The organism is Neoroseomonas eburnea (assembly GCF_018129005.1).
GTDB lineage: Bacteria > Pseudomonadota > Alphaproteobacteria > Acetobacterales > Acetobacteraceae > Neoroseomonas > Neoroseomonas eburnea.
The window spans coordinates 197,827-219,116 of sequence record NZ_JAAEDL010000006.1 but is presented as its reverse complement, the minus strand read 5'-3'; the positions used below and the strand labels follow the sequence as shown (position 1 = coordinate 219,116).

Annotated in this window: 21 protein-coding genes; 4 read left to right on the top strand and 17 right to left on the bottom strand. The window is 69.7% G+C overall.

What is annotated here, in order from left to right; genetic code table 11:
- Positions 1–79: 79 nt before the first annotated feature.
- From GXW74_RS08540 to aroQ, 6 genes are all read right to left on the bottom strand, one after another.
- Entirely contained in the window at positions 80–1,006 is a 927-nt protein-coding gene (locus GXW74_RS08540) for an ABC transporter permease (RefSeq protein ID WP_211846056.1), read from the bottom strand.
- Positions 1,003–2,010 carry an ABC transporter permease gene (locus tag GXW74_RS08535; RefSeq protein WP_211846055.1) on the bottom strand — a complete coding sequence of 336 codons (1,008 nt, stop codon included), beginning with the start codon at positions 2,008–2,010 and terminating at the stop codon, positions 1,003–1,005. Before GXW74_RS08535 ends, GXW74_RS08540 begins: the two co-directional genes overlap by 4 nt.
- A 16-nt stretch (positions 2,011–2,026) precedes the next feature.
- Positions 2,027–3,568, bottom strand: coding sequence for an ABC transporter substrate-binding protein (locus GXW74_RS08530; RefSeq protein ID WP_246523068.1), 1,542 nt, complete (start codon positions 3,566–3,568; stop codon positions 2,027–2,029).
- A gap of 339 nt (positions 3,569–3,907) precedes the next feature.
- Positions 3,908–5,254: an acetyl-CoA carboxylase biotin carboxylase subunit gene (accC, locus tag GXW74_RS08525; protein ID WP_211846053.1), complete on the bottom strand. Its 1,347-nt coding sequence runs from the start codon at positions 5,252–5,254 to the stop codon at positions 3,908–3,910.
- A gap of 85 nt (positions 5,255–5,339) precedes the next feature.
- Positions 5,340–5,798 (bottom strand): acetyl-CoA carboxylase biotin carboxyl carrier protein, encoded by a 459-nt coding sequence (gene accB / locus GXW74_RS08520; protein ID WP_211846052.1) that lies wholly within the window; start codon positions 5,796–5,798, stop codon positions 5,340–5,342.
- A complete protein-coding gene (gene aroQ / locus GXW74_RS08515) occupies positions 5,795–6,247 on the bottom strand; it encodes a type II 3-dehydroquinate dehydratase (protein WP_211846051.1) in 453 nt (150 codons plus the stop codon). Before aroQ ends, accB begins: the two co-directional genes overlap by 4 nt.
- Before the next feature lie 75 nt (positions 6,248–6,322).
- Here aroQ and thiS point away from each other — a divergent pair, with 75 nt between their 5' ends.
- The 3 genes from thiS (at position 6,323) to GXW74_RS08505 (ending at position 8,447) form a co-directional block, all read left to right on the top strand.
- A complete protein-coding gene (gene thiS, locus GXW74_RS28595; RefSeq protein ID WP_246523066.1) occupies positions 6,323–6,589 on the top strand; it encodes a sulfur carrier protein ThiS in 267 nt (88 codons plus the stop codon).
- Positions 6,590–6,592: 3 nt separating this feature from the next.
- Entirely contained in the window at positions 6,593–7,390 is a 798-nt protein-coding gene (locus GXW74_RS08510; RefSeq protein WP_246523065.1) for a HisA/HisF-related TIM barrel protein, read from the top strand.
- Positions 7,391–7,463: 73 nt separating this feature from the next.
- Positions 7,464–8,447: a glycosyltransferase family 2 protein gene (locus GXW74_RS08505; RefSeq protein WP_211846050.1), complete on the top strand. Its 984-nt coding sequence runs from the start codon at positions 7,464–7,466 to the stop codon at positions 8,445–8,447.
- A 160-nt stretch (positions 8,448–8,607) separates the two neighbouring features.
- Here GXW74_RS08505 and GXW74_RS08500 read toward each other — a convergent pair whose 3' ends face one another.
- From GXW74_RS08500 to atpH, 11 genes are all read right to left on the bottom strand, one after another.
- The gene (locus GXW74_RS08500; RefSeq protein ID WP_211846049.1) at positions 8,608–9,474 is read right to left on the bottom strand and encodes a sigma-70 family RNA polymerase sigma factor; all 867 of its coding nucleotides are present in this window, start codon (positions 9,472–9,474) and stop codon (positions 8,608–8,610) included.
- On the bottom strand, positions 9,474–9,923 hold the full coding sequence (locus tag GXW74_RS08495) for a carboxymuconolactone decarboxylase family protein (RefSeq protein WP_211846048.1): 450 nt from the start codon (positions 9,921–9,923) through the stop codon (positions 9,474–9,476). Before GXW74_RS08495 ends, GXW74_RS08500 begins: the two co-directional genes overlap by 1 nt.
- 547 nt (positions 9,924–10,470) lie before the next feature.
- Entirely contained in the window at positions 10,471–11,142 is a 672-nt protein-coding gene (gene aat, locus GXW74_RS08490; protein ID WP_211846047.1) for a leucyl/phenylalanyl-tRNA--protein transferase, read from the bottom strand.
- A 32-nt stretch (positions 11,143–11,174) separates the two neighbouring features.
- On the bottom strand, positions 11,175–11,645 hold the full coding sequence (locus GXW74_RS08485) for an Lrp/AsnC family transcriptional regulator (protein ID WP_211846046.1): 471 nt from the start codon (positions 11,643–11,645) through the stop codon (positions 11,175–11,177).
- Positions 11,646–11,987: 342 nt separating this feature from the next.
- Entirely contained in the window at positions 11,988–13,118 is a 1,131-nt protein-coding gene (locus tag GXW74_RS08480; protein ID WP_211846045.1) for a type III PLP-dependent enzyme, read from the bottom strand.
- A 544-nt stretch (positions 13,119–13,662) separates the two neighbouring features.
- Entirely contained in the window at positions 13,663–14,523 is an 861-nt protein-coding gene (locus GXW74_RS08475; RefSeq protein WP_211846044.1) for a ferritin-like domain-containing protein, read from the bottom strand.
- Between the two features lie 232 nt (positions 14,524–14,755).
- A complete protein-coding gene (locus GXW74_RS08470) occupies positions 14,756–15,166 on the bottom strand; it encodes a F0F1 ATP synthase subunit epsilon (RefSeq protein WP_211846043.1) in 411 nt (136 codons plus the stop codon).
- 193 nt (positions 15,167–15,359) lie between these two features.
- Positions 15,360–16,787 (bottom strand): F0F1 ATP synthase subunit beta, encoded by a 1,428-nt coding sequence (gene atpD / locus GXW74_RS08465; protein ID WP_211846042.1) that lies wholly within the window; start codon positions 16,785–16,787, stop codon positions 15,360–15,362.
- Positions 16,788–16,800: 13 nt separating this feature from the next.
- Positions 16,801–17,685 (bottom strand): F0F1 ATP synthase subunit gamma, encoded by an 885-nt coding sequence (locus GXW74_RS08460; RefSeq protein ID WP_211846041.1) that lies wholly within the window; start codon positions 17,683–17,685, stop codon positions 16,801–16,803.
- Between the two features lie 25 nt (positions 17,686–17,710).
- Complete coding sequence (gene atpA / locus GXW74_RS08455; RefSeq protein WP_211846040.1) at positions 17,711–19,243, bottom strand: F0F1 ATP synthase subunit alpha; 1,533 nt, start codon at positions 19,241–19,243, stop codon at positions 17,711–17,713.
- Between the two features lie 2 nt (positions 19,244–19,245).
- The gene (gene atpH, locus GXW74_RS08450) at positions 19,246–19,848 is read right to left on the bottom strand and encodes an ATP synthase F1 subunit delta (RefSeq protein ID WP_338148185.1); all 603 of its coding nucleotides are present in this window, start codon (positions 19,846–19,848) and stop codon (positions 19,246–19,248) included.
- A gap of 170 nt (positions 19,849–20,018) precedes the next feature.
- Here atpH and GXW74_RS08445 point away from each other — a divergent pair, with 170 nt between their 5' ends.
- Positions 20,019–21,209, top strand: a complete 1,191-nt coding sequence (locus GXW74_RS08445; RefSeq protein ID WP_211846038.1) for an MFS transporter — start codon at positions 20,019–20,021, stop codon at positions 21,207–21,209.
- The last annotated feature ends 81 nt before the right edge of the window (positions 21,210–21,290 follow it).

Sequence of the window (21,290 nt, the reverse complement as noted above, 5' to 3'; positions counted from 1 at the left end):
AGGATGACCGCCGCACCCGCGCGACGGGGCGTTGGCGCGAAAACCAAGCCGGCGGAGCCGGCGACCGGCGATTGAGAACTCACTTCTTGAGCCGCGGGTTGAGCACGTCGCGAAGCTGGTCGCCCACCAGGTTGATGGAGACGATCGTGATCAGCAGCGCGATGCCGGGATAGAAGGAGATCCAGTACTTGCCGGACAGCATGTACTCGTAGCCGTTGGCGATCAGCAGGCCGAGCGAGGGCTCGGTGATCGGCACGCCGAGGCCGAGGAAGGACAGCGTGGCTTCGAGCGCGATGGCGCGGGCCACCTGCATGGTGGCGACCACGATCAGCGGCGGCAGGCAGTTTGGCAGCAGGTGGCGGAACAGGATGCGGTGCGTCGGCAGCGCGAGGCACTGCGCCGCCTCGATGTATTCGCGCCGGCGCTCGACCAGCGCGGTGCCGCGGACGGTGCGCGCGTAGTAGGCCCATTCCACGATCACCAGCGCGATGACCACGTTCATGATGCCCTTGCCCAGGAAGGCGAGGATCATCAGCGCGACCAGGATGGACGGGAAGGAGAGCTGCAGGTCGACCAGCCGCATGATGACCGTGTCGGTCCTCTTGCCGGCATAGGCCGCGAGCAGTCCGAGCGAGGCGCCCACCACGCAGGCGATGAAAGCCGAGCCGGCGCCGACCATCAGCGAGATGCGCAGCCCGTACATGATGCCCGAGAGCATGTCGCGCCCCTGGTCGTCGGTGCCGAGCCAGTAGGTGAAGCCGGCGCCGCCCACCGTGCCGGGCTCCATGCGCCCGTCCATGATGTCGAGCTGCGCCAGGTCGTAGGGGTTCTGCGGGGCGATCACCGAGGCGAAGATCGCCACCAGCGCGATGGCCGTGAACACCACCAGCCCGCCGAGCGCGACCTTCGATTCCGCGAATTCGGAGACGAAGCGCCGGAACGGCGTCTCCACCTTGTCCTTGCGCGGGGCGGCGGGGGCCGCCCCGTTCATCACGGCCTGGCTCATGCGCCCTTGGTCTCCAGCCGCACCCGCGGATCGAGCATGGAATAGGTCAGATCCACGATGAGGTTGATGGTGATGAACATCAGCACGATGATCATCAGGTAGGCGACGATCACCGGCCGGTCGAGCACGTTGATGCTGTCGATGATCAGCTTGCCCATGCCGGGCCAGGCGAAGACGCTCTCGGTCACCACGCTGAAGGCGATGGTCGAGCCCAGTTCCAGGCCGACCACCGTGACGACGGGGATGAGGATGTTCTTGAAGACGTGCACGAAGGTCACGCGCGCGGGCGAAAGCCCCTTGGCGCGGGCGAACTTCACGTAGTCCATCAGCATGGTCTCGCGCACGCCGGCACGGGTCAGGCGGATGACCAGGCTGATCTTGAACAGCGCCAGGTTGAGCGCCGGCATCGCCATGTGCGCAAGCCCGTCGACCGTCAGGAAGGACCATTGCAGGCCGGCGCCGCAGGGCTGCACGCCGAGGAAGCCGAGCACCGAGCAGGTCTCCCCCCGCCCCGTCGACGGCAGCCAGCCGAGCTGCACCGCGAAGACCATGATCAGCATCAGCCCGACCCAGAAGGTCGGCAGCGAGAAGCCGAGGATCGACCCCGCCATGATGGTCTTGCTGGCCGGCGAGTTCGGCCGCAGCCCCGCATAGAGCCCGAGCGGCAGGCCGACCAGGATGGAGATGAACATCGCCCCGAAGGCGAGTTCCAGCGTCGCCGGCATGCGCTGCAGGATCAGCTTGAGCGCCGGCTCGTTGAACACGAAGGACCGGCCGAGGTCGCCCTGTAGCGCATTGCCCAGGAAGACCAGGTACTGGTGCCACAGCGGCAGGTCGAGGCCGAGCGCCGCGACCGCGCGCTCGCGCTCGAGCTGGTCGGCGTCGGGGCTGATCAGGATCTCGACCGGGTCGCCGATCGCGAAGACGCCGACGAAGACGATGACCGACATTGCAAGCACGACGAACAGCGCCTGGATCAGGCGCCGCACGAGATAGACGGTCATCGTCCTTCCTCCGCCGTCAGCGTGCGGCGGGGCGCAGATCCTGCGCCCGGGTCAGTTCGTCGCGGCGCGCGGTATGCTCGAAGCCGCGCCGGGCCGCCCAGATATTGGTCTGGATGTGCAGCGGCACCACGCCGACGTCCTGCATGGCGATGCGCATGGCATCAACCACCAGCCGCTCGCGCTTCGCCTCGTCCATCTCCGACAGCGACTGCTCCAGCAGGTCGTCCACCTGCGGGTTGGAGTAGCGGCCGCGGTTCGACGCACCCCAGCCGCGCTCGCGCGAATAGGTGGCGAGGATGTTGCGCAGCGGATGCGAGCCGTCGGGGTTGGAGCCCCAGCCGATCAGGAAGCTCGAATATTCCTGCCGCCCGGCCCGTCCGATGAAGGTGGTCCAGGGCTGCGCCTCGACCGCCGTGCGCACGCCGATGCGCGTCCACATCTGGCCGATCGCCTGCACGATGCGGCCGTCGTTCATGTAGCGGTCGTTCGGGCCGTTGAGCTGGATGCGGAAGCCCTGGGGATAGCCTGCTTCCGCCAGCAGCCGCCGCGCGCCGTCCGGATCGTAGGCGGGCGCCGGCAGGTCGTCGACATGGCCGAAGACGCCTTCCGGCAGGAACTGGTTCGCCGGCACCGCCGCGCCTTCCATGACGCGCTCCACGATCGCGCGGCGGTCGATCGCCATCGACAGCGCCCGGCGCACGCGCACGTCCCGCAGAGGGTTGCGCCCCAGCGGCTGGCCATCATTGCCGGTGATGAAGGGGGAATTCTCGTTCGCCGCCCGCAGATGGTCGATGCCGAGGAAGATCAGCCGCAGCCCGACCGTCTCCGAAAGCTGCACGCGGTTGTCCCGCCGCAGCTTCGCGATGTCGGAGGTCGGCACCTGGTCGATCAGGTCCACGTCGCCGGCGAGCAGCGCCGCGGTGCGCGCCGCGTCGTTGGTGATCATGCGGTAGCTGACGCGCTCGAACGGCGCGCGATCGCCCCAGTAGCCGTCCCAGCGCTCGAACTCGATGCGGTCGCCGTTGCGGTGGGTGACGGCACGGTACGGCCCGGTGCCGGCGGCCGCGCGCAGCGAGTTGAAGTCCTCGGTCGTCACGTTCTCCGACGACTCGCGGTCGATGATGCGGACATTCGTCATGTCGAGCGGCAGCAGCGGATAGGGCTGCGCCGTGTGGAAGCGGATGGTCAGCGGGTCCACCACCTCGATGCGCGTGATCGGCCGCGCATAGACCGCGTAGGAGGACGGGCTGTTCGGCACGTTCGGCAGCCGCTGCAGCGTGAAGGCCACGTCCTCGGCGGTGAAGGCGTTGCCGTTGTGGAAGCGGACATTCGGCCGCAGGCGGAACTCCCACACGGTGGGTTCCACCACGCGCCATTCCGTCGCCAGGCCGGGGATGTTGCGCGCCTGCGCGTCGGTGTTCACCAGCTTGTCGAAGATGCTGTCCGACACCGCATTGTTCGGCGACAGCTGATGGTAGTGCGGGTCGATCGAGGTGACCGGCGCGCCCACGGCGATCGTCGCCGTCTGCGCATGAACCTGCCCGGCCGCGACAGCCATGCCCACCGCAGCCAAGGTCGCGAAGGCACGCCTCCGCCGCTGCACGTTTCGCTCCATCTTCCGCCCCCCGGAACGCGTTGAACGCCCTTTGTAGCAGCCTGCCCTAGGCGCCGCTAGGCTGCGGACGGGTCCCGCAACGTGCCGGAAAGGACCGGAAGTCCTGCCCGACCGGGCGCCGCCTGCCGCTCTGCAGAGCCGGCGGCGCGGTCGCACGGCAGCTCGCGACGGCGACCGGCGGGCCGCCGGCCCTGCCCGAATCGCTCTTCCGCGCCGCCTCGCCCCACGTCAGCCTGACGCGGCACATCCGCGCCCGACCGGTCGAACCGGATCGTCGGGATATCAGGCCTGGCGCGACGCGACGAAGCGTTCCAGCCAGTGGATCGTGTAGTCGCCGGACTGGAATTCGGGGTCGTCCATGACCGCCTGGTGCAGCGGCAGCGTGGTGCGGATGCCGGCCACCACCATCTCGCTCAACGCGCGGCGCATGCGGCCGATCGCCTCGGCCCGCGTCGGCGCATGCACCACCAGCTTCGCCACCAGGCTGTCGTAGTTCGGAGGCACCGTGTAGCCGGAATAGAGCGCGCTATCGACGCGCACGCCCAGGCCGCCCGGCGCATGATAGGTGTTCACCCGACCGGGACTCGGCGCGAAGGTTTCCGGATCCTCCGCGGTGATGCGGCATTCGATCGCATGGCCGCCGAAATGGATGTCCTTCTGCGTGTAGCCCAGTGGCTCGCCCGCGGCGATGCGGATCTGTTCCTTCACGAGATCGACGCCGCAGACCATCTCGGTCACCGGATGTTCCACCTGCAGGCGGGTGTTCATCTCGATGAAGGCGAAGTGGCCGTCCTGCCAGAGGAATTCCAGCGTGCCCGCATTGCGGTAGCCGAGCTTCGCGAGGCCGGCGGTGACGCGCGCGCCTAGCGCCTCGCGATCCGCCGCGGTCAGCACCGGGCTGCCCGCTTCCTCCACCAGCTTCTGGTGGCGGCGCTGCAGCGAACAGTCGCGCTCGCCGAAATGCACGACGTTGCCATGGGTGTCGGCCAGCACCTGCAGCTCGATGTGCCGCGGGCGGTCGAGGTACTTCTCCATGTAGACGCTCTCGTCGCCGAAGGCGGCCTTCGCCTCGGCGCGGGCGACGCGCCAGGCTTCCTCCAGCTCCTCGGCGCTGCGCGCCACCTTCATGCCGCGCCCGCCGCCGCCGGCCGCCGCCTTGATCAGCACCGGGTACCTGATCTGCTCGGCGATCGCGCGCGCATCCTCGTAGGAGTCCAGCGCACCGGGCGAGCCCGGCACCAGCGGCACGTCGAGCCGCCGCATCGCGTCCTTGGCCGCGATCTTGTCGCCCATCATGCGGATGTGGTCCGGCGAGGGACCGATGAACTTCAGCCCGTGCGCCTCCACCATCTCGGCGAAGCGGGCGTTCTCGGACAGGAAGCCGTAGCCCGGATGCACCGCGTCGGCGCCGGTGATGGTCGCCGCCGACAGGATCGCCGCGACATTGAGGTAGGAGTCGCGCGCATTGGGCGGCCCGATGCACACGCTCTCGTCCGCGAGGCGGACATGCATCGCCGTCGCGTCCGCCGTGGAATGGACGGCGACGGTGCGGATGCCCATCTCCTGGCAGGCGCGATGGACGCGGAGCGCGATCTCGCCCCGGTTCGCGATCAGGACCTTGCCGAACATCAGAATTGCCTCGCGTCGCTGCGCGCCGCTCGCCGGCCGGCCGAGCCGGACCTCGGGGCCTTTGGCCCACCCGTCATCGGGCGGCTCACTCGATGATCATCAGCGGCTCGCCGTATTCGACCGGCATGCCGCTCTCGACGAGGATGCGCGTCACCGTTCCGGCGCGCGTCGCCTTGATCTGGTTGAAGGTCTTCATCGCCTCGATCAGCAGCAGGGTCTGGCCCTGCGCCACCTTGGAACCGACCGTCACGTAGGGCGCCGCGCCGGGCTCCGGTGCCAGGTAGGCGACGCCCACCATCGGGCTGGTCACCGCGCCCGGGTGGTCGGCATCCGCCGGCTCCACGACCGGCGCCACGGCCGGCGCGGTGGCGGCCACCGGCGCGGCGACCGTCACCGCCGCCGGCGCGGCGACGATCGACTGGCGCACGACGCGCAGCCGGGATTCCCCGTCCACCAGCTCGATTTCCGTGAGGTCGGTCTCGCGCAGGATCTGCGCGAGCTCACGGATGGCGGCGGGGTCGAACTCGATGAAGTTGCCCATCATTCCTCGTCCTGCTCGACCAGCTCGGCCATGGCGCGCATCGCCAGCGCGTAGCCCGCGACGCCGAGGCCGCAGATCACGCCGGTCGCCGCCTTGGAGACGTAGCTGTGGTGCCGGAATTCCTCCCGGCGGTGGATGTTCGTGATGTGGACCTCGATCACCGGCAGCTCGGCGAGCAGCAGCGCGTCGAGCAGCGCGATCGAAGTGGTGGTGTAGCCCGCCGGGTTGATGATGATGCCGGCGGCGCGGCCGCGGCATTCCTGCACCCAGGTGACGAGTTCGCCCTCGGAATTGGTCTGCCGGAAGTCGATCGCCAGGCCGAACTCCTCCGCCGCCTCGGCGCACAGCGCCTCGACGTCGTCGAGCGTGGCGTTGCCGTATTTCTCCGGCTCGCGGACGCCAAGCATATTGAGGTTCGGTCCGTTCAGGACCACGATCAGGGGCGGAGTCACGGGCGCTTCCCGATTTTCTGGGGCTGAAGGGGCTAGCACGCCGGGTTTCGGGGGGGCAAGCGGGGCTGGCCAGTCATGCGCCGCCCCGGCTTGCGGTGCCCCCTGCGCTTCGCCATCTTCCTCGCCGACATGCCAGACACGATCGCCATCACCGTGAACGGGGAAATGCAGACCGTGGCGCCCGGCGACACCGTCGCGGCCCTGCTGCGCGCCATCGGCCTCGACACCCGCAAGGTCGCGGTCGAACGGAACGAGGAAATCGTTCCGAGATCGACCTATGCGACGGTGCCGCTCGCGCCCGGCGACCGGCTCGAAATCGTGCATTTCATCGGCGGAGGCTGAAGCATGGACGTCAATCCCGCCCCAACCGGCGACGACACCTGGGAGGTCGCGGGCCGCCGCTTCCGCTCACGCCTGATCGTCGGCACCGGGCGCTACAAGTCGCTGGAGGAAACCGCCGCGGCGATCGAGGCCTCGGGGGCGGAGATCGTCACCGTCGCGGTGCGCCGGGTGAACCTCTCGGACCCCAAGGCGCCGATGCTGCAGGATTTCGTGTCGCCCGAACGCTACACCTACCTGCCCAACACCGCCGGCTGCCACACCGCGAACGACGCCGTGCGCACCCTGCGCCTGGCCCGCGAGGCCGGCGGCTGGAACCTCGTGAAGCTCGAGGTCCTCGGCCCGCCGCCCTACCTCTACCCGGACATGGAAGGCACGCTGGAAGCGGCGAAGGCGCTGATCCAGGACGGCTTCGAGGTGATGGTCTACTGCGCGGACGACCCGGTCGCGGCGAAGAAGCTGGAAGACCTCGGCTGCGTCGCCATCATGCCGCTCGGCGCGCCGATCGGCTCGGGGCTCGGCCTGACAAACCCTTTCATGATCCACTCCATCAAGCAGCAGGCGAAGGTGCCGGTGCTGGTCGATGCCGGGATCGGCACGGCGTCCGACGCGGCGAAGGCGATGGAGATCGGCTGCGACGCGGTGCTGCTGAATTCGGCCATCGCCCACGCCAAGGACCCGATCCGGATGGCGCGGGCGATGAAGGCGGCGGTGGAAGCCGGGCGGGACGCGTTCCTGGCGGGGCGGATGCCGTGGAACTACCAGGCGGATGCGTCGAGCCCGATGACCGGGCTGATCCGGTAGGCCGCCGGGGCGCCCTGCCAGCCGCAGGGCCCTTCCCGCACCGCTCCCGACCGGCGAAGGACGAGCTTTCCCGATGCTGCACCGATCGTGGCCGGGCCATCGCGGACGGGCACGCCTCGCCGGCATCCTCCGCCGCCTGGTCGGGCGGCCGAGGATCTGCGGCACCTGCATGATCAAGGACGCGGTCGACCTCGTTCCCCTGCTCTGCGGCCACTACCTCGGCATCGGGTTCGACCGCCTGGTCTTCGTCGACGACAGTTCCACCGACGGCACCTACGAGGCGCTCCGCGCCATGGCGCAGGCCGATCGGCGGATCACGGTCCGGCGCTCGGTCGATCCGGTCTTCCGCCAGGTCCGCATCATGAACGGCATCGCGAATGCGGCGCTGGCGGACGGTTTTGACATCGTCTTCCCCTTCGATGCCGACGAGTTCTGGCACGTCGATGCGGGCCGGATCCGCGCCGCCGCCACGATGCCCGGGATTTTCGTCGGACACTGGGTTCAGTTCGTGCAGGACAGGGCCGTCGGCGCGTCCCGGCGCGAGGATCTGCTGCGGGTACGCTACCGTGCGCCGGTCGTCGACGAGACCGGACCGGAGACGGTCGCCCGCTACGAACGTGCCTTCATCTGCCACACGATGCCGAAGGTCGGCTTCCGGTCGGATGATCCGGTGGACATCATGTTCGGACAGCATGGCCTCCTGAGGGGGCCTTCGAAGGTGCTGGCCGAGGGGCTCGAACTCTTCCACCTGCCTCTGCGCTCCGCCGGTGCGCTGCGCCGGCGTGCGGTGCAGGCCTCGAGGATCCTCGAGGTCTCGCAGCCCGGCGAGAACTGGCAGTCGCGGTTCTTCGGCGACGCCATGGCCGAGGGGCGGCTGGATGACGCCTGGGCCGCCAACAGCGCAAGCCCGGACGGCTTTCTCGATCTGCCGGAGGTTCGTGTCCCGCTGGTCGAGGATACACGGCTGCAGGCGCTGCTCCGCGCGGCCCTGGCCTATGTGGACCGGCACCACCCGCGGGAGCTGGCCGCCATGCCGCGGATGTCGAGTCCGCGCTGAAGGGTGCGGGGAAGGATGGAGCGGGCGCCCGCGGCCCGGTTCGACCGGAAGCCGGCTTGGAGCGGCTTCCGTTCGCACAGCCTCGCGGCAACCACTCTCGCCTGCTGTTTGCGCGACCAACCTCACCCGATCAGGTGCTTCCACCTGATCGGGATCTGCCCTAGGCGAGCAGGCCCCGCAGCTTCTCCGGGTTCCGCACCACATAGACCGCGCGCACCAGCCCGGCTTCGATCTCCAGCGCCGTGGTCTGCGCGCTGCCATCGCCGAAGCGCGTGACATAGCCGGGCAGGCCGTTGATCCAGGCGGGTTCGTGCCGGTTCCCCAGCGCGGCCTTGCGCGCCAGCCCGGCGAAGAAGCGCGCGATCCGCCCCGCGCCGAGAATCGGATTGATGGCGGCCCGGACCACCCCGCCGCCATCGGTGCGCAGCACCGCATCTTCCGCCAGCAGGCGGCCGAGCGCCGCCGCGTCGCCGCTCTCCACCGCCGCCTGGAAGGCGCCGGCGATTCGCCTGCCTTCCTCCGGCGTCACCGGAAAGCGCGGACGCGCGTCCCGCACATGGCTGCGCGCCCGTGCCGCCAACTGCCGCACCGCCGCGGGCGAGCGGTCCAGCGTCGCCGCCACTTCCTCGAAGCCCGCGCCGAACACGTCGTGCAGCAGGAAGGCCGCACGCTCGAGCGGGCTCAGCCGCTCCAGCGCCAGCATCAGCGCGATCGAAACCTCCTCCTCCGCCGCGCGCCCGGCCAGAGGGTCGATCTCCACCACCGGCTCCGGCAGCCAGGGGCCGACATAGGTCTCCCGCTTGCGCCGCGCCGCCTTCAGCTCATCGAGGCAGAGCCGTGCGACGATGCGGCGCAGGAAGGCCTCCGGTTCCGCGACATCCTCCCGCGCCGCCGCCTGCCAGCGCAGCCAGGCGGCCTGCACCACGTCCTCGGCATCGGCGCGTGAGCCGAGGAAGCGGTAGGCCAGCGCCGCCAGCCGCGGGCGGGCGGCGGCGAAGGCTTCGGCCGCGGGGGCCTGGCCCGCCATCAGCCCGGCGGCTCGCCGGGAATGGCCCGGAAGCCGACAGCGAAGCGGTTCCAGCCATTGATGGTGACGATGGCGAGGGTCAGGGCCACCTGCTCCTCCGGCGTGAAGGCCTCGGCCATCACATGATAGGCCGGATCGGGCGCGCCGGTGTCGGCCAGGCGGGTCAGCGAATCGGTCCAGGCGAGGGCGGCGCGTTCGCGCGGCGTGTAGCATTCCGCCTCCTCCCAGGCGGCGAGCATGTACAGCCGCTCCTCGGTCTCTCCCGCTGCGCGGGCCTCGCGCGTGTGCATCTCGATGCAATAGGCGCAATGGTTGACCTGCGAGGCGCGGGTCTTCACGAGTTCGAGCAGGCTCGGTTCCAGCCCGGACTGGCGGACGGCCTTCTCCATGCCGAGCATGGCCTGAACGGCCTTTGGATTGGCGGCGTAGTAGTTGAGACGACGGGGCATCTCGGCTCCTTGGCCAGGGTTGATGCCCACAGGACGAGCGAGCCGCGCCCGGTGTGACATCACCCCGCACGGCGGCGCCCGGGAAATTTTCCGATGGGAGGATTCCCCACGGCGGCGGCGCCTTGCCTGCCGGCCGACCAATGGGCCGGCACGACCGGCGACCCGGTCCCGCTTCGGATCGCCCCACCGGCCCCGCGCAGGGGGACCGCGCTCCTCGCCGCTGGAGGTGATCGGCGAGCCATTGGTCAGGGCCAGGCCCGTCCTGCCGCGGAGGCGCCTGCGCGGGGGTCACGCCCGACGAGCGCGGGCGCCCTGGGACCCGGCAGCGCTGTCCCGCGCGAAGCGCGCGTGCCGATCACCGATCCGCATCATGCCCTCAGGCGAGAATTGGGCGTCATATTGGCGGCATGGCTCTCTGACCGATGCCACGCGTCCGAATCGATGCCGCCGCAAATGCGGCGAAGCCGGGCAGACCGTAGGCTTGCGCCCGGCGTCTGAAGGCATGAAGAGGGCTGACGCTGGCAATTGCGATCAGCGCCCTTTGGCGTCAGCCCTCAGAAGGCGCCCGCATCCGCCGGATCTCCTCGGCGATTGCCTCCGCCGGAAGGTCGGCCTGCCAGCGCGCCGGCACCTCCAGCGCCGCCGCCAGCCGCCGCTTGTATTCGGCCTTCGGGATCTCGACCGCGCCGAAGCGCGCCAGATGCGTGGTCAGGAACTGCGTATCCAGCAGCACGAATCCACAGAGCCGCAGCCGCGCCACCAGATGCACCAGCCCGACCTTGGAGGCATCGGTGACGCGGGAGAACATGCTCTCCCCGAAGAATGCCGCGCCCAGCGCGACGCCATAGAGGCCTCCGACGAGCCGTCCCTCCTGCATCACCTCGATGGAATGGGCGGCGCGGCGGTGGTGCAGTTCGGTGAAGAGCTGTTCGATCTCGGCATTGATCCAGGTGTCGGTCCGCCCCGGCGCGGGCTCGGCACAGCCGCGGATGACGCCCCCGAAATCCCGGTCGGCCGTGACCTCGAACCGGTCCGACAATGCCGTGCGCTTCAGCCGCCGTGGCAGGTGGAAGCCCGCATCGATCGGCAGCACCCCGCGCAGCGCCGGGTCGAGCCAGTAGAGCCGTTCCGACCGCCGGCCTTCCGCCATCGGGAAGACGCCCGCGGCATAGGCGCGGATCAGCAGGTCGGGCGTCACCTGAACCTGGCGGCGGCTCATGTTGCCAGCCTGCACCATGCCGCCGCGTCGCGTCACTCCTCCTCGTCGTCCGACGGTGCGACGGGAAGGATCGCGGTCTCCTTCACGGTCGTGAGGGCCAGCACCGACTCGGTGCGATCCGCCCCGGCCTTGCGGCGGAGTTCCGAGGCGATGAAGGCTTCCAGTTCGGCGAGCCCAGCGACGCGCAGCTTCACCATGTAGGACCAGGCCCCGCTGACGGCGTGGCATTCCAGCACCTGCTCCATCGGCATCAGGGCTTCGCGGAACTTGGCCTCGTTGGTGCCGGCGCGCAGCGTGACGAAGACCCAGGCAAGCAGCGGGCAACCCACGGCCGCGGGGTCGAGGTCCGCCCGCCAGCCACGAATGGTGCCGCGTTCCTCCAAACGCTTGACGCGCTCCGCGGTGGCGGACACCGAAAGCCCCGCGACCTTGGCGAGTTCTGCGAGCCCGGCAGCCCCATCATGCTGCAGCGCGACCAGGATGTTCCGGTCTATGCTGTCCATGACCGCATGCTATCCGGCAGATGTGCGCCTGGGAAGGAAAGAAAGCGGGGCTGATGGGATACGGCCTGGGCGCGCCTCCGTGCTGCGGCCCTCATGGCCGGTGCAGCACAACGGGCGGTGGCACCCCATCGGTCGAAAGCCCATCGCAACCCGGGACCTGGTGCCAGGCGCCGCAGGCATTCCCTATCCCCGCGGCGCCCGCCCGCCGCCGCAGGCCTCGGCAAGGCCGCAGGCCTCGGCAAGGTTCCGGCCAGCCACTCCGGTGACAGATCACGGCTTCCAAAGGCCCCGGGGCCTTCGGCGCGGTGGCCCGGAAGGTGCAGCGCCCCTCCCGGTGTGCCCTCAGATGTAGTGCTCTGCCAGCGGCCGAAAGCCATTGAAGGACTGCGCGGCATAGCTCGTGACATAGGCCCCGGTGGACAGCAGTTCCACGCGGTCGCCGCAGCCGAGCGCCAGCGGCAGCCGGTAGTTGGACTTCTCGTAGAGCGTGTCCGTGCTGTCGCAGGTCGGTCCCGCAATCGTCACCGGGCCATCCGCGCCGCCGTCATGCGGTGTGTGGAAGGCGTACTTGATCGCCTCGCCCTCGGTCTCTGCCAGGCCGCCGAAGCGCCCGATGTCGAGGTAGACCCAGCGCACCGGATCGTCCTTCCCCTTGCGGGAGACCAGCACGACTTCGCTCGACACGACGCCGGCATCGCCGACCATGAAGCGGCCGGGCTCGATCACCATCTCCGGCAGGTCGTTGCCGAAATGCTTCGTCATCGCGCCCATGATGGCGGTGCCGAAATCGTCGATGCCCGGCACCTCCTGGCGATAGCGCACCGGATAGCCGCCGCCGAGGTTCACCATGCGTAGCTTCACCCCTGCCTCCTTGAGGTCGGTGAAGAGCATGGCGACCCGCGCGATCGCGCCCTCATAGGTATCCGTCCGGGTCTGCTGGCTGCCGACATGGAAGGAGATGCCATAGGGGTCCAGGCCGAGTTCGGCCGCCTGCACCATCAGGTCGCGCGCCATCTCCAGCTCGCAGCCGAACTTGCGGCTGAGTGGCCATTCCGCGCCCTTGTTCTCGACCAGGATGCGGCAGTAGACGCGCGCGCCCGGCGCGTGCTTCGCGAGCTTCAGCAGCTCCGGCTCGCTGTCGAAGGCGAACATGGTGACGCCGGCCTCATGCGCGGCCTTGATCGCCGAGACCTTCTTCACCGTGTTGCCGAAGGAAATCGCCTCCGGCCGCGCGCCGGCGACGAGGCAGGCTTCGATCTCCTCCCACGACGCGGCGTCGAAGAAGGACCCGAGCCCGGTCAGGCGCGCCAGGATCGGCGCGGCGGGATTGGCCTTCACCGCGTAGTAGACGCGCGCCAGCGGCAACGCGGCCTTCAGGCGGCGGTAGTTCTGCTCCACACGGTCCACGTCGAGGACGAGGCACGGCGTCGCGGGCGCGTGGTCGCGCAGATACTGGGCGATCTTCGGGGTCATCGCCGCACCTCTTCCAGGCTCCAGCGGGCCGCCTTTCCAGGCGACGGCCCAAGGTTGACGAAACGGTCGAACGAACCAGCGACCAAAGAGGGCCGCCCGGCGAATGCCGGACGGGGTTGCCAGAACGCTTGACGTCGTTGCGTAAACCCTTTGGCCGGGTTGGGCCGGGGGCCAGAGGCACGTGCGTACTGCGTCTGAGCGGCGCTATACGCCCGGCCGCACCGCACGCAAAGGGGAAATTGCGCAGGGGCCGAAGTTTTTTCTCAAGGTCGCGCAAATGCCCGGAAACTGGCCCGGAGGCGCTGCGAGTTCCGGGTGATTCGCCCCGCGGTGGCCACGAATCGCAGGAACCTTGCCTGTCGGGACTGCAGCCGAGGGGGTGTCGCCCCCCTTGCGCTCCCCCACCAGGGGCCACGGTCCCCTGGACTCGCGGAGATCTAAGGTATTGGTTTCCAACAGCCTTTCGGCCTTGGCTCCCGTCGCCGGGGCAAGGCGTCGGCGTCGATGGCCCGGGCAGCGGTCGGGGGCGGCAGCGCCCCCACCGTCACGCGGCCCGCGCCGGCTCCGTCGCGTTCTCGTTCACCGCCCGCCGCAGCGCCTGCTGGTAGCGGTCGCGCCGCCACTGCAGCAGCCGCCAGGCGCCCTTCGCCGCGATGTCGGACATGCGGCCGCGCGGGTCGAGCCCGATCGCCTTGAAGATCATGCCCATGCCGCGCTCGATGTGGTTGAAGCGATAGAACCCCATCGCCCGCCCCATGTAGCCACTGATGCAGCGGTCATGGTCGTAGGGCGTGCCCTCCGGCTCGTTGCCGCAGTGGAAGGCGAAGGCAAGTTCGTCGTCCTCGCTTTCCCCGATGCGGCCGAGCGCGACGCGCAGCCGCTTGGGGAAGGAGAGCTTCTCCCGCGCCAGGTAGCGCTTCATGTGGTCGTAGAAGAGCTTGAAGTGGCGGTACTCGTCGGCCGCGATCAGCCGGCAGACCTCCCGCAGCACCGGTTCCTCCGTCGAATCGCCGAGCGCCGTGTAGTAGGAGGACGTGCCGGTCTCGACCATGCAGCGCGCGATCAGCTCCCCGGTGCGGGAGCCGCGAATCGAGGCATCGGCATCGAGCTGGATCTTGTAGCCGGCGCGATAGCGGGCAAAGGCCTGCTGGAAGTTCCACCCCGGATCGGCGATCTCGCCCCAGCGCCCGAGAGCGTCGCCGTGCTGGGTTTCCTCGACGCCCCAATGCTCCGCCGCGGCGCGGAAGTCCGGATCATCCTCGAAGACGCGGGTCAGATAGGTGACATAGTCGGCCGCGTTGCGTTCGACCATGGCGGCGGCCTTGACCAGCGGCACGACATCCGGATGCACCTTGGACGGGTCGAACCGGTCCCAGGCCACCTCATCGATATGCCAGTGCTTCATGCCGTTCCTCGTCAGCCCGGTCGAACGCGGGCCTGGCCGGAAGGCCGGACGGGCCGCGGTGCTTGTCCTGACATCTTCGCCCACCGCATGGCGGATTCAAGGCACGTTGCCACACGCGCCAAGACGCCGGCATGCCTTGAATCAACGCGGAGGCACGATGCGCGGCGGCGTCGAACCGCCGCCGGCAGGCGTTGTAGCGGCCAGCAATCGGCGCCGGCAGCGCCGCCGGCGTTCAGGCCGCCTGCGCGGCGGCGAGCATGGCGCGCGCCGAGAGCAGGCGGGCCATCGCCGCCTCGCGCTTCTCCGGCGTGGCGTCGGCGGCCTCGGCAAGCGCCTTCTCGCAATCCGCGATCCGGCGCTCGGCATCCTCGCGGGAGAGGCTGGCAACCGGCGTCGCCTCCTCCGCCAGGATGGTGACGCGCGTCGGCGTGACCTCGGCGAAGCCGCCGGCGACGAAGAGCTTTTCGGTCTCCTGCCCGCCTTCACGCACCGTGATGACGCCGCCGCGCAGCGCGACGATCATCGGCGCGTGGCCGGGCAGCACGCCCATCTCGCCTTCGGCGGCGGGCAGCACCGCCATCTCCACCGGGCGCGAGAGCAGCAGCTTCTCGGGGGAGACGAATTCGAGCTGGAAGGTGGCCATCTGGGCAATCCCCTACGACTTCAACACCGGCGCGCCCGCGCAGTCGTCGCACCGCCACTGGAGGATCCGGCCGCACAGCGGCCGGCGCCGCCCACTCGACTTACCCCTCAGCCGCGGCCGCGACGCGGCGAAGCCAAAGCGGCCGGATGGCCGCCGCCCGGCGTCCGAGGGACGAAAGAAAGACGCGGCGGCTTTACGCCGCGGCCTTCAGCCCTTCCGCCTTCTTCACCGCCTCTTCGATCGTGCCGACCATGTAGAAAGCGGCTTCCGGCAGGTGGTCGTACTCGCCGGCGCAGATCGCGGCGAAGGACCGGATCGTGTCCTCGAGCTTCACGAACACGCCCGGCGTGCCGGTGAACACTTCCGCGACGTGGAAGGGCTGGGAGAGGAAGCGCTGGATCTTGCGCGCGCGCGCCACCACCAGCTTGTCCTCTTCCGAGAGCTCGTCCATGCCGAGAATGGCGATGATGTCCTGCAGCGACTTGTAGGTCTGCAGGATGCGCTGCACTTCGCGCGCCGTCTTGTAGTGCTCCTCACCCACGATGCGCGGGTCGAGCGCGCGCGACGTGGAGTCCAGCGGGTCCACCGCCGGGAAGATGCCGAGCTCGGCGATCGAACGGTTGAGCACCGTCGTGGCGTCGAGGTGGGCGAAGGAGGTCGCCGGCGCCGGGTCGGTCAGGTCGTCGGCCGGCACGTAGATCGCCTGCACCGAGGTGATCGACCCCTTCTTCGTCGAGGTGATGCGTTCCTGCAGCGCGCCCATGTCGGTGGCGAGCGTCGGCTGATAGCCCACCGCGGAGGGGATGCGGCCGAGCAGCGCCGACACCTCGGCGCCCGCCTGGGTGAAGCGGAAGATGTTGTCGATGAAGAAGAGCACGTCCTGGCCCTGCTCGTCGCGGAAGTATTCCGCGATCGACAGGCCGGACAGCGCCACGCGCGCGCGCGCGCCCGGCGGCTCGTTCATCTGGCCGTACACCAGGGCCACCTTGGAGCCTTCCGTCGTGCCCTCGCCGAGCTTGATGACGCCGGCATCGCACATCTCGTGGTAGAGGTCGTTGCCCTCGCGGGTACGCTCGCCCACGCCGGCGAAGACCGAGACGCCGCCATGCGCCTTGGCGACGTTGTTGATCAGCTCCTGGATGGTCACGGTCTTGCCCACGCCGGCGCCGCCGAACAGGCCGATCTTGCCGCCCTTCAGGTACGGGGCCAGCAGGTCGATGACCTTGATGCCGGTGACGAGGATCTCGGCCGAGGTGGCCTGCTCGTCGAAGGAGGGGGCGTCGCGGTGGATGGTGTAGGTCTTCTCCGCCACCACCGGGCCGCGCTCGTCGATCGGCTCGCCGATGACGTTGAGGATGCGGCCGAGCGTCGCCGGGCCGACCGGCACGGCGATGCCGGCGCCGGTGTCCACCACCTCGGTGCCGCGGACCAGGCCGTCCGTGGTGTCCATGGCGATGGTGCGCACGGTGCGCTCGCCGAGGTGCTGCGCGACCTCGAGAACGAGGGTGCGGTCCTCGACCTTGCAGTGCAGCGCGTTCAGGATGGCGGGCAGGTCCTGCGGGAACTGCACGTCCACGACGGCGCCCAGCACCTGCGTGACCTTGCCGACGTTGTTCTTCATCGTGTCGTGCTCCTCAGACCGCCTCGGCACCGGAGATGATCTCGATCAGCTCCTTGGTGATGTTGGCCTGGCGTGTGCGGTTGTAGTTGAGGGTGAGCTTGTTGATCATCTCGCCCGCGTTGCGCGTCGCGTTGTCCATCGCCGTCATCTGGCTTCCGTAGAAGCCGGCGGTGGTCTCGAGCAGCGAACGGTAGATCTGCACGGCGAGGTTCTGCGGCAGCAGGGAAGCGAGGATCTCCTCCTCGGTCGGCTCGTACTCGTAGAGCGCCTGCGGGCCTTCCTGCGCATCGCTCCCGGCTTCGGGCAGCGCGGCCGGGATGAGCTGCTGCTCGGACGGAACCTGGGTGATGACGTTGCGGAAGCGATTGTAGATCAGCGAGCAGACGTCGAACTCGCCCTCTTCCAGCATCGCGGTGATCCTGGACGCGACCTCGGCCGCATCCTCGAAGCCCACCGCCTTCTTGCCGGCGAAGGAGATCTCGCCGGCGAAGCGGGAGCCGAACTCGCGCCGCAGGAAGGTCGCGCCCTTGCGGCCGATGGCGAGGATCTTGACCGTCTTGCCGGCGCTCTCCAGCTCCCGCACGCGGGCACGGGCGAAGCGGCCGACATTGGTGTTGAAGGCGCCGGCCAGACCGCGGTCGCCGGACACGACGACCAGCAGATGCACCTGGTCGCCGCCGCTGCCGACCAGCAGGCGCGGCGCGTCGGGCTGGCCCGCCACCGCGGCGCCGAGGGAGCCGAGCATGCGCTCCATCCGCTCGGCATAGGGGCGCGCGGCCTCGGCGCGCTGCTGCGCGCGGCGAAGCTTGGCCGCCGCCACCATCTTCATCGCCTGCGTGATCTTCCGCGTGGACTTCACGCTGTTGATCCGCATGCGCAGGGCCTTCAGGCTCGCCATGGGTGGCTCTCCGCGCCCTGCCTGTTCAGCCGAAGGACTTCGCGAAGGCGTCCAGGAAGGCGACCAGCTTCGTCTCGGTCTCCTTCTTGATCTCGCGGTCGTCGCGGATCGCCGTCACGATCTCCGGCGCGCGGGACTTGATGTCCGCGAGCAGGCGGCTCTCGAACTCGCCCACCTGACCGACCGTGATGCGATCGAGATAGCCGCGGGTGCCGGCGAACAGCGAGATCACCTGCTCCTCGACCGGAACCGGCTTGTACTGCGGCTGCTTCAGCAGCTCGGTCAGGCGGGCGCCGCGGGCGAGCAGCGCCTGCGTCGTCGCATCGAGGTCCGAGGCGAACTGCGCGAAGGCCGCCATCTCGCGGTACTGCGCGAGTTCGAGCTTGATCTTGCCCGCGACCTGCTTCATCGCCTTGACCTGCGCGGCGGAACCCACGCGCGACACCGACAGCCCGACGTTCACGGCGGGGCGGATGCCCTTATAGAACAGCTCGGTCTCGAGGAAGATCTGCCCGTCGGTGATCGAGATGACGTTGGTCGGGATGTAGGCCGACACGTCGCCCGCCTGCGTCTCGATGACCGGCAGCGCGGTCAGCGAGCCGGCGCCGAAATCGTCGTTCATCTTCGCCGCGCGCTCGAGCAGGCGCGAATGCAGATAGAACACGTCGCCCGGATAGGCCTCGCGGCCCGGCGGACGGCGCAGCAGCAGCGACATCTGGCGGTAGGCGACGGCCTGCTTCGACAGGTCGTCGTAGAAGATGACCGCGTGCATGCCGTTGTCGCGGAAGAACTCGCCCATCGCGCAGCCCGAATAGGGCGCGAGGAACTGCATCGGCGCCGGATCGGACGCCGTGGCAGCCACGATGATCGAGTATTCCAGCGCGCCCTGCTCCTCGAGCGTCTTCACCAGCTGGGCGACGGTGGAGCGCTTCTGCCCGACCGCGACATAGATGGTGTAGAGCTTCTTGGATTCGTCGCCCGAGGCGTTGATCGGCTTCTGGTTGATGATCGTGTCCACGATCACCGCCGTCTTGCCGGTCTGGCGGTCGCCGATGATCAGCTCGCGCTGGCCGCGGCCGATCGGGATCAGGCTGTCGATCGCCTTGATGCCCGTCTGCATCGGCTCGTGCACCGACTTGCGGGGAATGATGCCCGGCGCCTTCACCTCGACGCGGGTACGGGTCACGTCGACCAGCGGGCCCTTGCCGTCGATCGGGTTGCCGAGCGCGTCGACCACGCGGCCGAGCAGCCCCTTGCCGACCGGCACGTCGACGATCGAGCCGGTGCGGGAGACGGTGTCGCCCTCGCGGATGCCCTTGTCGTCGCCGAAGATCACGACGCCGACATTGTCGGCCTCGAGGTTCAGCGCCATGCCGCGGATGCCGGCGGAGGGGAATTCCACCAGCTCGCCGGCCATCACGTTCTGCAGACCGTAGACGCGGGCGACGCCGTCACCCACGGTCAGGACGGTGCCGACCTCGGCCACGTTCGCCTCGGCATCGAACCCGGCGATCTGCTGCTTGAGGATCTCCGAGATTTCCGCGGGACGGATATCCATGGTCAGGCGGCCCCTTTCATCGCGTACTGCAGGCGCTGCAGCTTGGACTTGATGCTGTTGTCATAAAGGCGGGAGCCGATCCGGACGATCAGCCCGCCCAGGATGGACGGATCAATGTGCTCGGCGAGGCGGACGCCGGAATGGCCGGCCTCGGTCAGGCGCGCGACGATCTGCGCGCGCTGCGTCTCCGACAGCGGATGGGCGGTGGTCACCTCGGCGGTCTGCTGGCCGCGGCGTTCCGCGAGCAGCGTGCCGAAGGCCTGCGCCACCGCCGGCAGCGCCGACAGCCGCCGGTTGGTGATCATGACGCCGACCAGGTTCTTCACCTCGGTGCCGATGCCTGCACGGTCGAGGATCGCGAAGGTCCCCGCGCGCTGCTTGACGGCATCGAGCCGCGGATCGGCGATGAAGTCGCGGAAGCCGGCATCGTCACGCCAAAGGCCGAGCAGGCCCTCGAGGTCGGCGGCGATGCGGTCCAGCGCGCCCGGTTCGTCGGCGCGCTTGTCGTCGGCCAGGCTGAGCAGCGCCAGGGCATAGCGCGCCGGCGCGCCGACCGGGTTCGGCGTGGAGGAGGAGGCGGTCTGGATGGTCTCGGCAGCGGCCACGGGCGGTCCCGGTCCTGTTCTTGCTGGGTCTCGACGAAACGACGGCAAAGGACTTGGCCGCGCAGAGGCAATCCCCTGGCGGCGGCGGGCGATTAACATAGGGCCTGCCGCACCGCAACCGACCCGCCGCGGTTTTCGGCGCTTTCCGCGAACCATGCCAGCATCGGCGTATGACGGGCGGCTTCTTCGGCTGGCGAGTGGTGGGGGCGGCCTTCGGGCTGGCGGTCTTCGCCTGGGGAATCGGCTTCTACGGGCCGGGGGTCTGGCTGCATGCGCTGACCACCGGGCGCGGCTGGTCGGTTGCGATCGTCTCCGCGGCCATCACCCTGCATTTCCTCGCCAGCGCGGCGATCGTGGCGCGGCTGCCGGCGCTGCATGCCCGCTTCGGACCGGTGGTGGTGACGCGCGCCGGGATCGTCGCCGCGGCCGCTGGGGCGGCCGGCTGGGCATGCGCCCCCACGCCCTGGTTGCTGCTCCCGCCCGCCCTGCTCACCGCCGCGGGCTGGGCCTTCACCAGCGGGGCGGCCATCAACGCGCTGATCGCCCCGTGGTTCGACCGGCGAAGGCCGGCGGCCCTCGCCATGGCCTACAACGGCGCCTCCGTGGGTGGGATCCTGGTCATCCCGCTGTGGGCAGCGCTCATCGGGTGGCTCGGATTCGCGACGGCTGCGCTCACCATCGGGCTCGCCGGCATCGCGGTGCTGTGGCCCGTCGCGGGCCGCTATTTCCGCCCCGACCCGGCCAGGCTCGGCCTGCACCCGGATGGCGCCGCGGCGCCACCCGCGCCGCGGCCCGTGGCCCGTCCGGCCGGACCGCTGTGGTCGCAGCCCGCCTTCCGCAGCCTGTCACTCGCCTTCGCGCTCGGGCTGGTCGCCCAGATGGGGCTGCTGTCGCAACTCTTCTCCCTGCTCGCGCCGGAACTCGGGGCGCAGGGCGCGGGCTGGGCGCTGAGCCTCGCGACCGCCTGCGCCGTGCTCGGGCGGACCGCGGTCGGCTGGCTGCTGCCGCCGGGCGCGGACCGGCGGCGCGCCGCGGTGCTGAACTTCCTCGTCCAGGCGGCGGGCAGCCTGGTCCTGCTCGCCGCCGGCGGCTCCGCCCCCTTCCTCCTGCTGGCCTGCGTACTGTTCGGCCTCGGGATCGGGAACCTGCTGTCCCTGCCGCCGCTGATCGCCCAGGCGGAATGGCCGCCGGAGGAACTCGCCGCCGTGGTGGCCCTGATCACCGCCGTGAACCAGGCCTTCTACGCCTTCGCGCCGGCGCTCTTCGGGTTGCTGCGGGACCTCGCGGGAGACTGGACGGTTGGCGCTGCCGCCCTCGCGCTGCAGTTCGCCGCGGCCCTGATCCTGCGCACCCGGACCTGACGGGCCACGCGCGGCCGACACGCCTGCATCCGCATCGCCGCCCGTTCGTGCTACATCAGGAACGATTTCGCGGGGAAGGGT

Coding starts and splice junctions, on each gene's coding strand:
- GXW74_RS08500 (WP_211846049.1), bottom strand. CDS start 9,474: ATGGCGGGCCAGGCCCCCGCGGCCGAAGCCTTCGCCGCCGCCCGCCCG.
- GXW74_RS08510 (WP_246523065.1), top strand. CDS start 6,593: ATGGACGTCAATCCCGCCCCAACCGGCGACGACACCTGGGAGGTCGCG.
- GXW74_RS08485 (WP_211846046.1), bottom strand. CDS start 11,645: ATGGACAGCATAGACCGGAACATCCTGGTCGCGCTGCAGCATGATGGG.
- GXW74_RS08480 (WP_211846045.1), bottom strand. CDS start 13,118: ATGACCCCGAAGATCGCCCAGTATCTGCGCGACCACGCGCCCGCGACG.
- GXW74_RS08460 (WP_211846041.1), bottom strand. CDS start 17,685: ATGGCGAGCCTGAAGGCCCTGCGCATGCGGATCAACAGCGTGAAGTCC.
- aat (WP_211846047.1), bottom strand. CDS start 11,142: ATGAGCCGCCGCCAGGTTCAGGTGACGCCCGACCTGCTGATCCGCGCC.
- GXW74_RS08470 (WP_211846043.1), bottom strand. CDS start 15,166: ATGGCCACCTTCCAGCTCGAATTCGTCTCCCCCGAGAAGCTGCTGCTC.
- GXW74_RS08445 (WP_211846038.1), top strand. CDS start 20,019: ATGACGGGCGGCTTCTTCGGCTGGCGAGTGGTGGGGGCGGCCTTCGGG.
- atpA (WP_211846040.1), bottom strand. CDS start 19,243: ATGGATATCCGTCCCGCGGAAATCTCGGAGATCCTCAAGCAGCAGATC.
- GXW74_RS08530 (WP_246523068.1), bottom strand. CDS start 3,568: ATGGCTGTCGCGGCCGGGCAGGTTCATGCGCAGACGGCGACGATCGCC.
- GXW74_RS08505 (WP_211846050.1), top strand. CDS start 7,464: ATGCTGCACCGATCGTGGCCGGGCCATCGCGGACGGGCACGCCTCGCC.
- thiS (WP_246523066.1), top strand. CDS start 6,323: ATGCGCCGCCCCGGCTTGCGGTGCCCCCTGCGCTTCGCCATCTTCCTC.
- atpD (WP_211846042.1), bottom strand. CDS start 16,787: ATGAAGAACAACGTCGGCAAGGTCACGCAGGTGCTGGGCGCCGTCGTG.
- GXW74_RS08495 (WP_211846048.1), bottom strand. CDS start 9,923: ATGCCCCGTCGTCTCAACTACTACGCCGCCAATCCAAAGGCCGTTCAG.
- accC (WP_211846053.1), bottom strand. CDS start 5,254: ATGTTCGGCAAGGTCCTGATCGCGAACCGGGGCGAGATCGCGCTCCGC.
- GXW74_RS08475 (WP_211846044.1), bottom strand. CDS start 14,523: ATGAAGCACTGGCATATCGATGAGGTGGCCTGGGACCGGTTCGACCCG.
- accB (WP_211846052.1), bottom strand. CDS start 5,798: ATGATGGGCAACTTCATCGAGTTCGACCCCGCCGCCATCCGTGAGCTC.
- GXW74_RS08535 (WP_211846055.1), bottom strand. CDS start 2,010: ATGACCGTCTATCTCGTGCGGCGCCTGATCCAGGCGCTGTTCGTCGTG.
- GXW74_RS08540 (WP_211846056.1), bottom strand. CDS start 1,006: ATGAGCCAGGCCGTGATGAACGGGGCGGCCCCCGCCGCCCCGCGCAAG.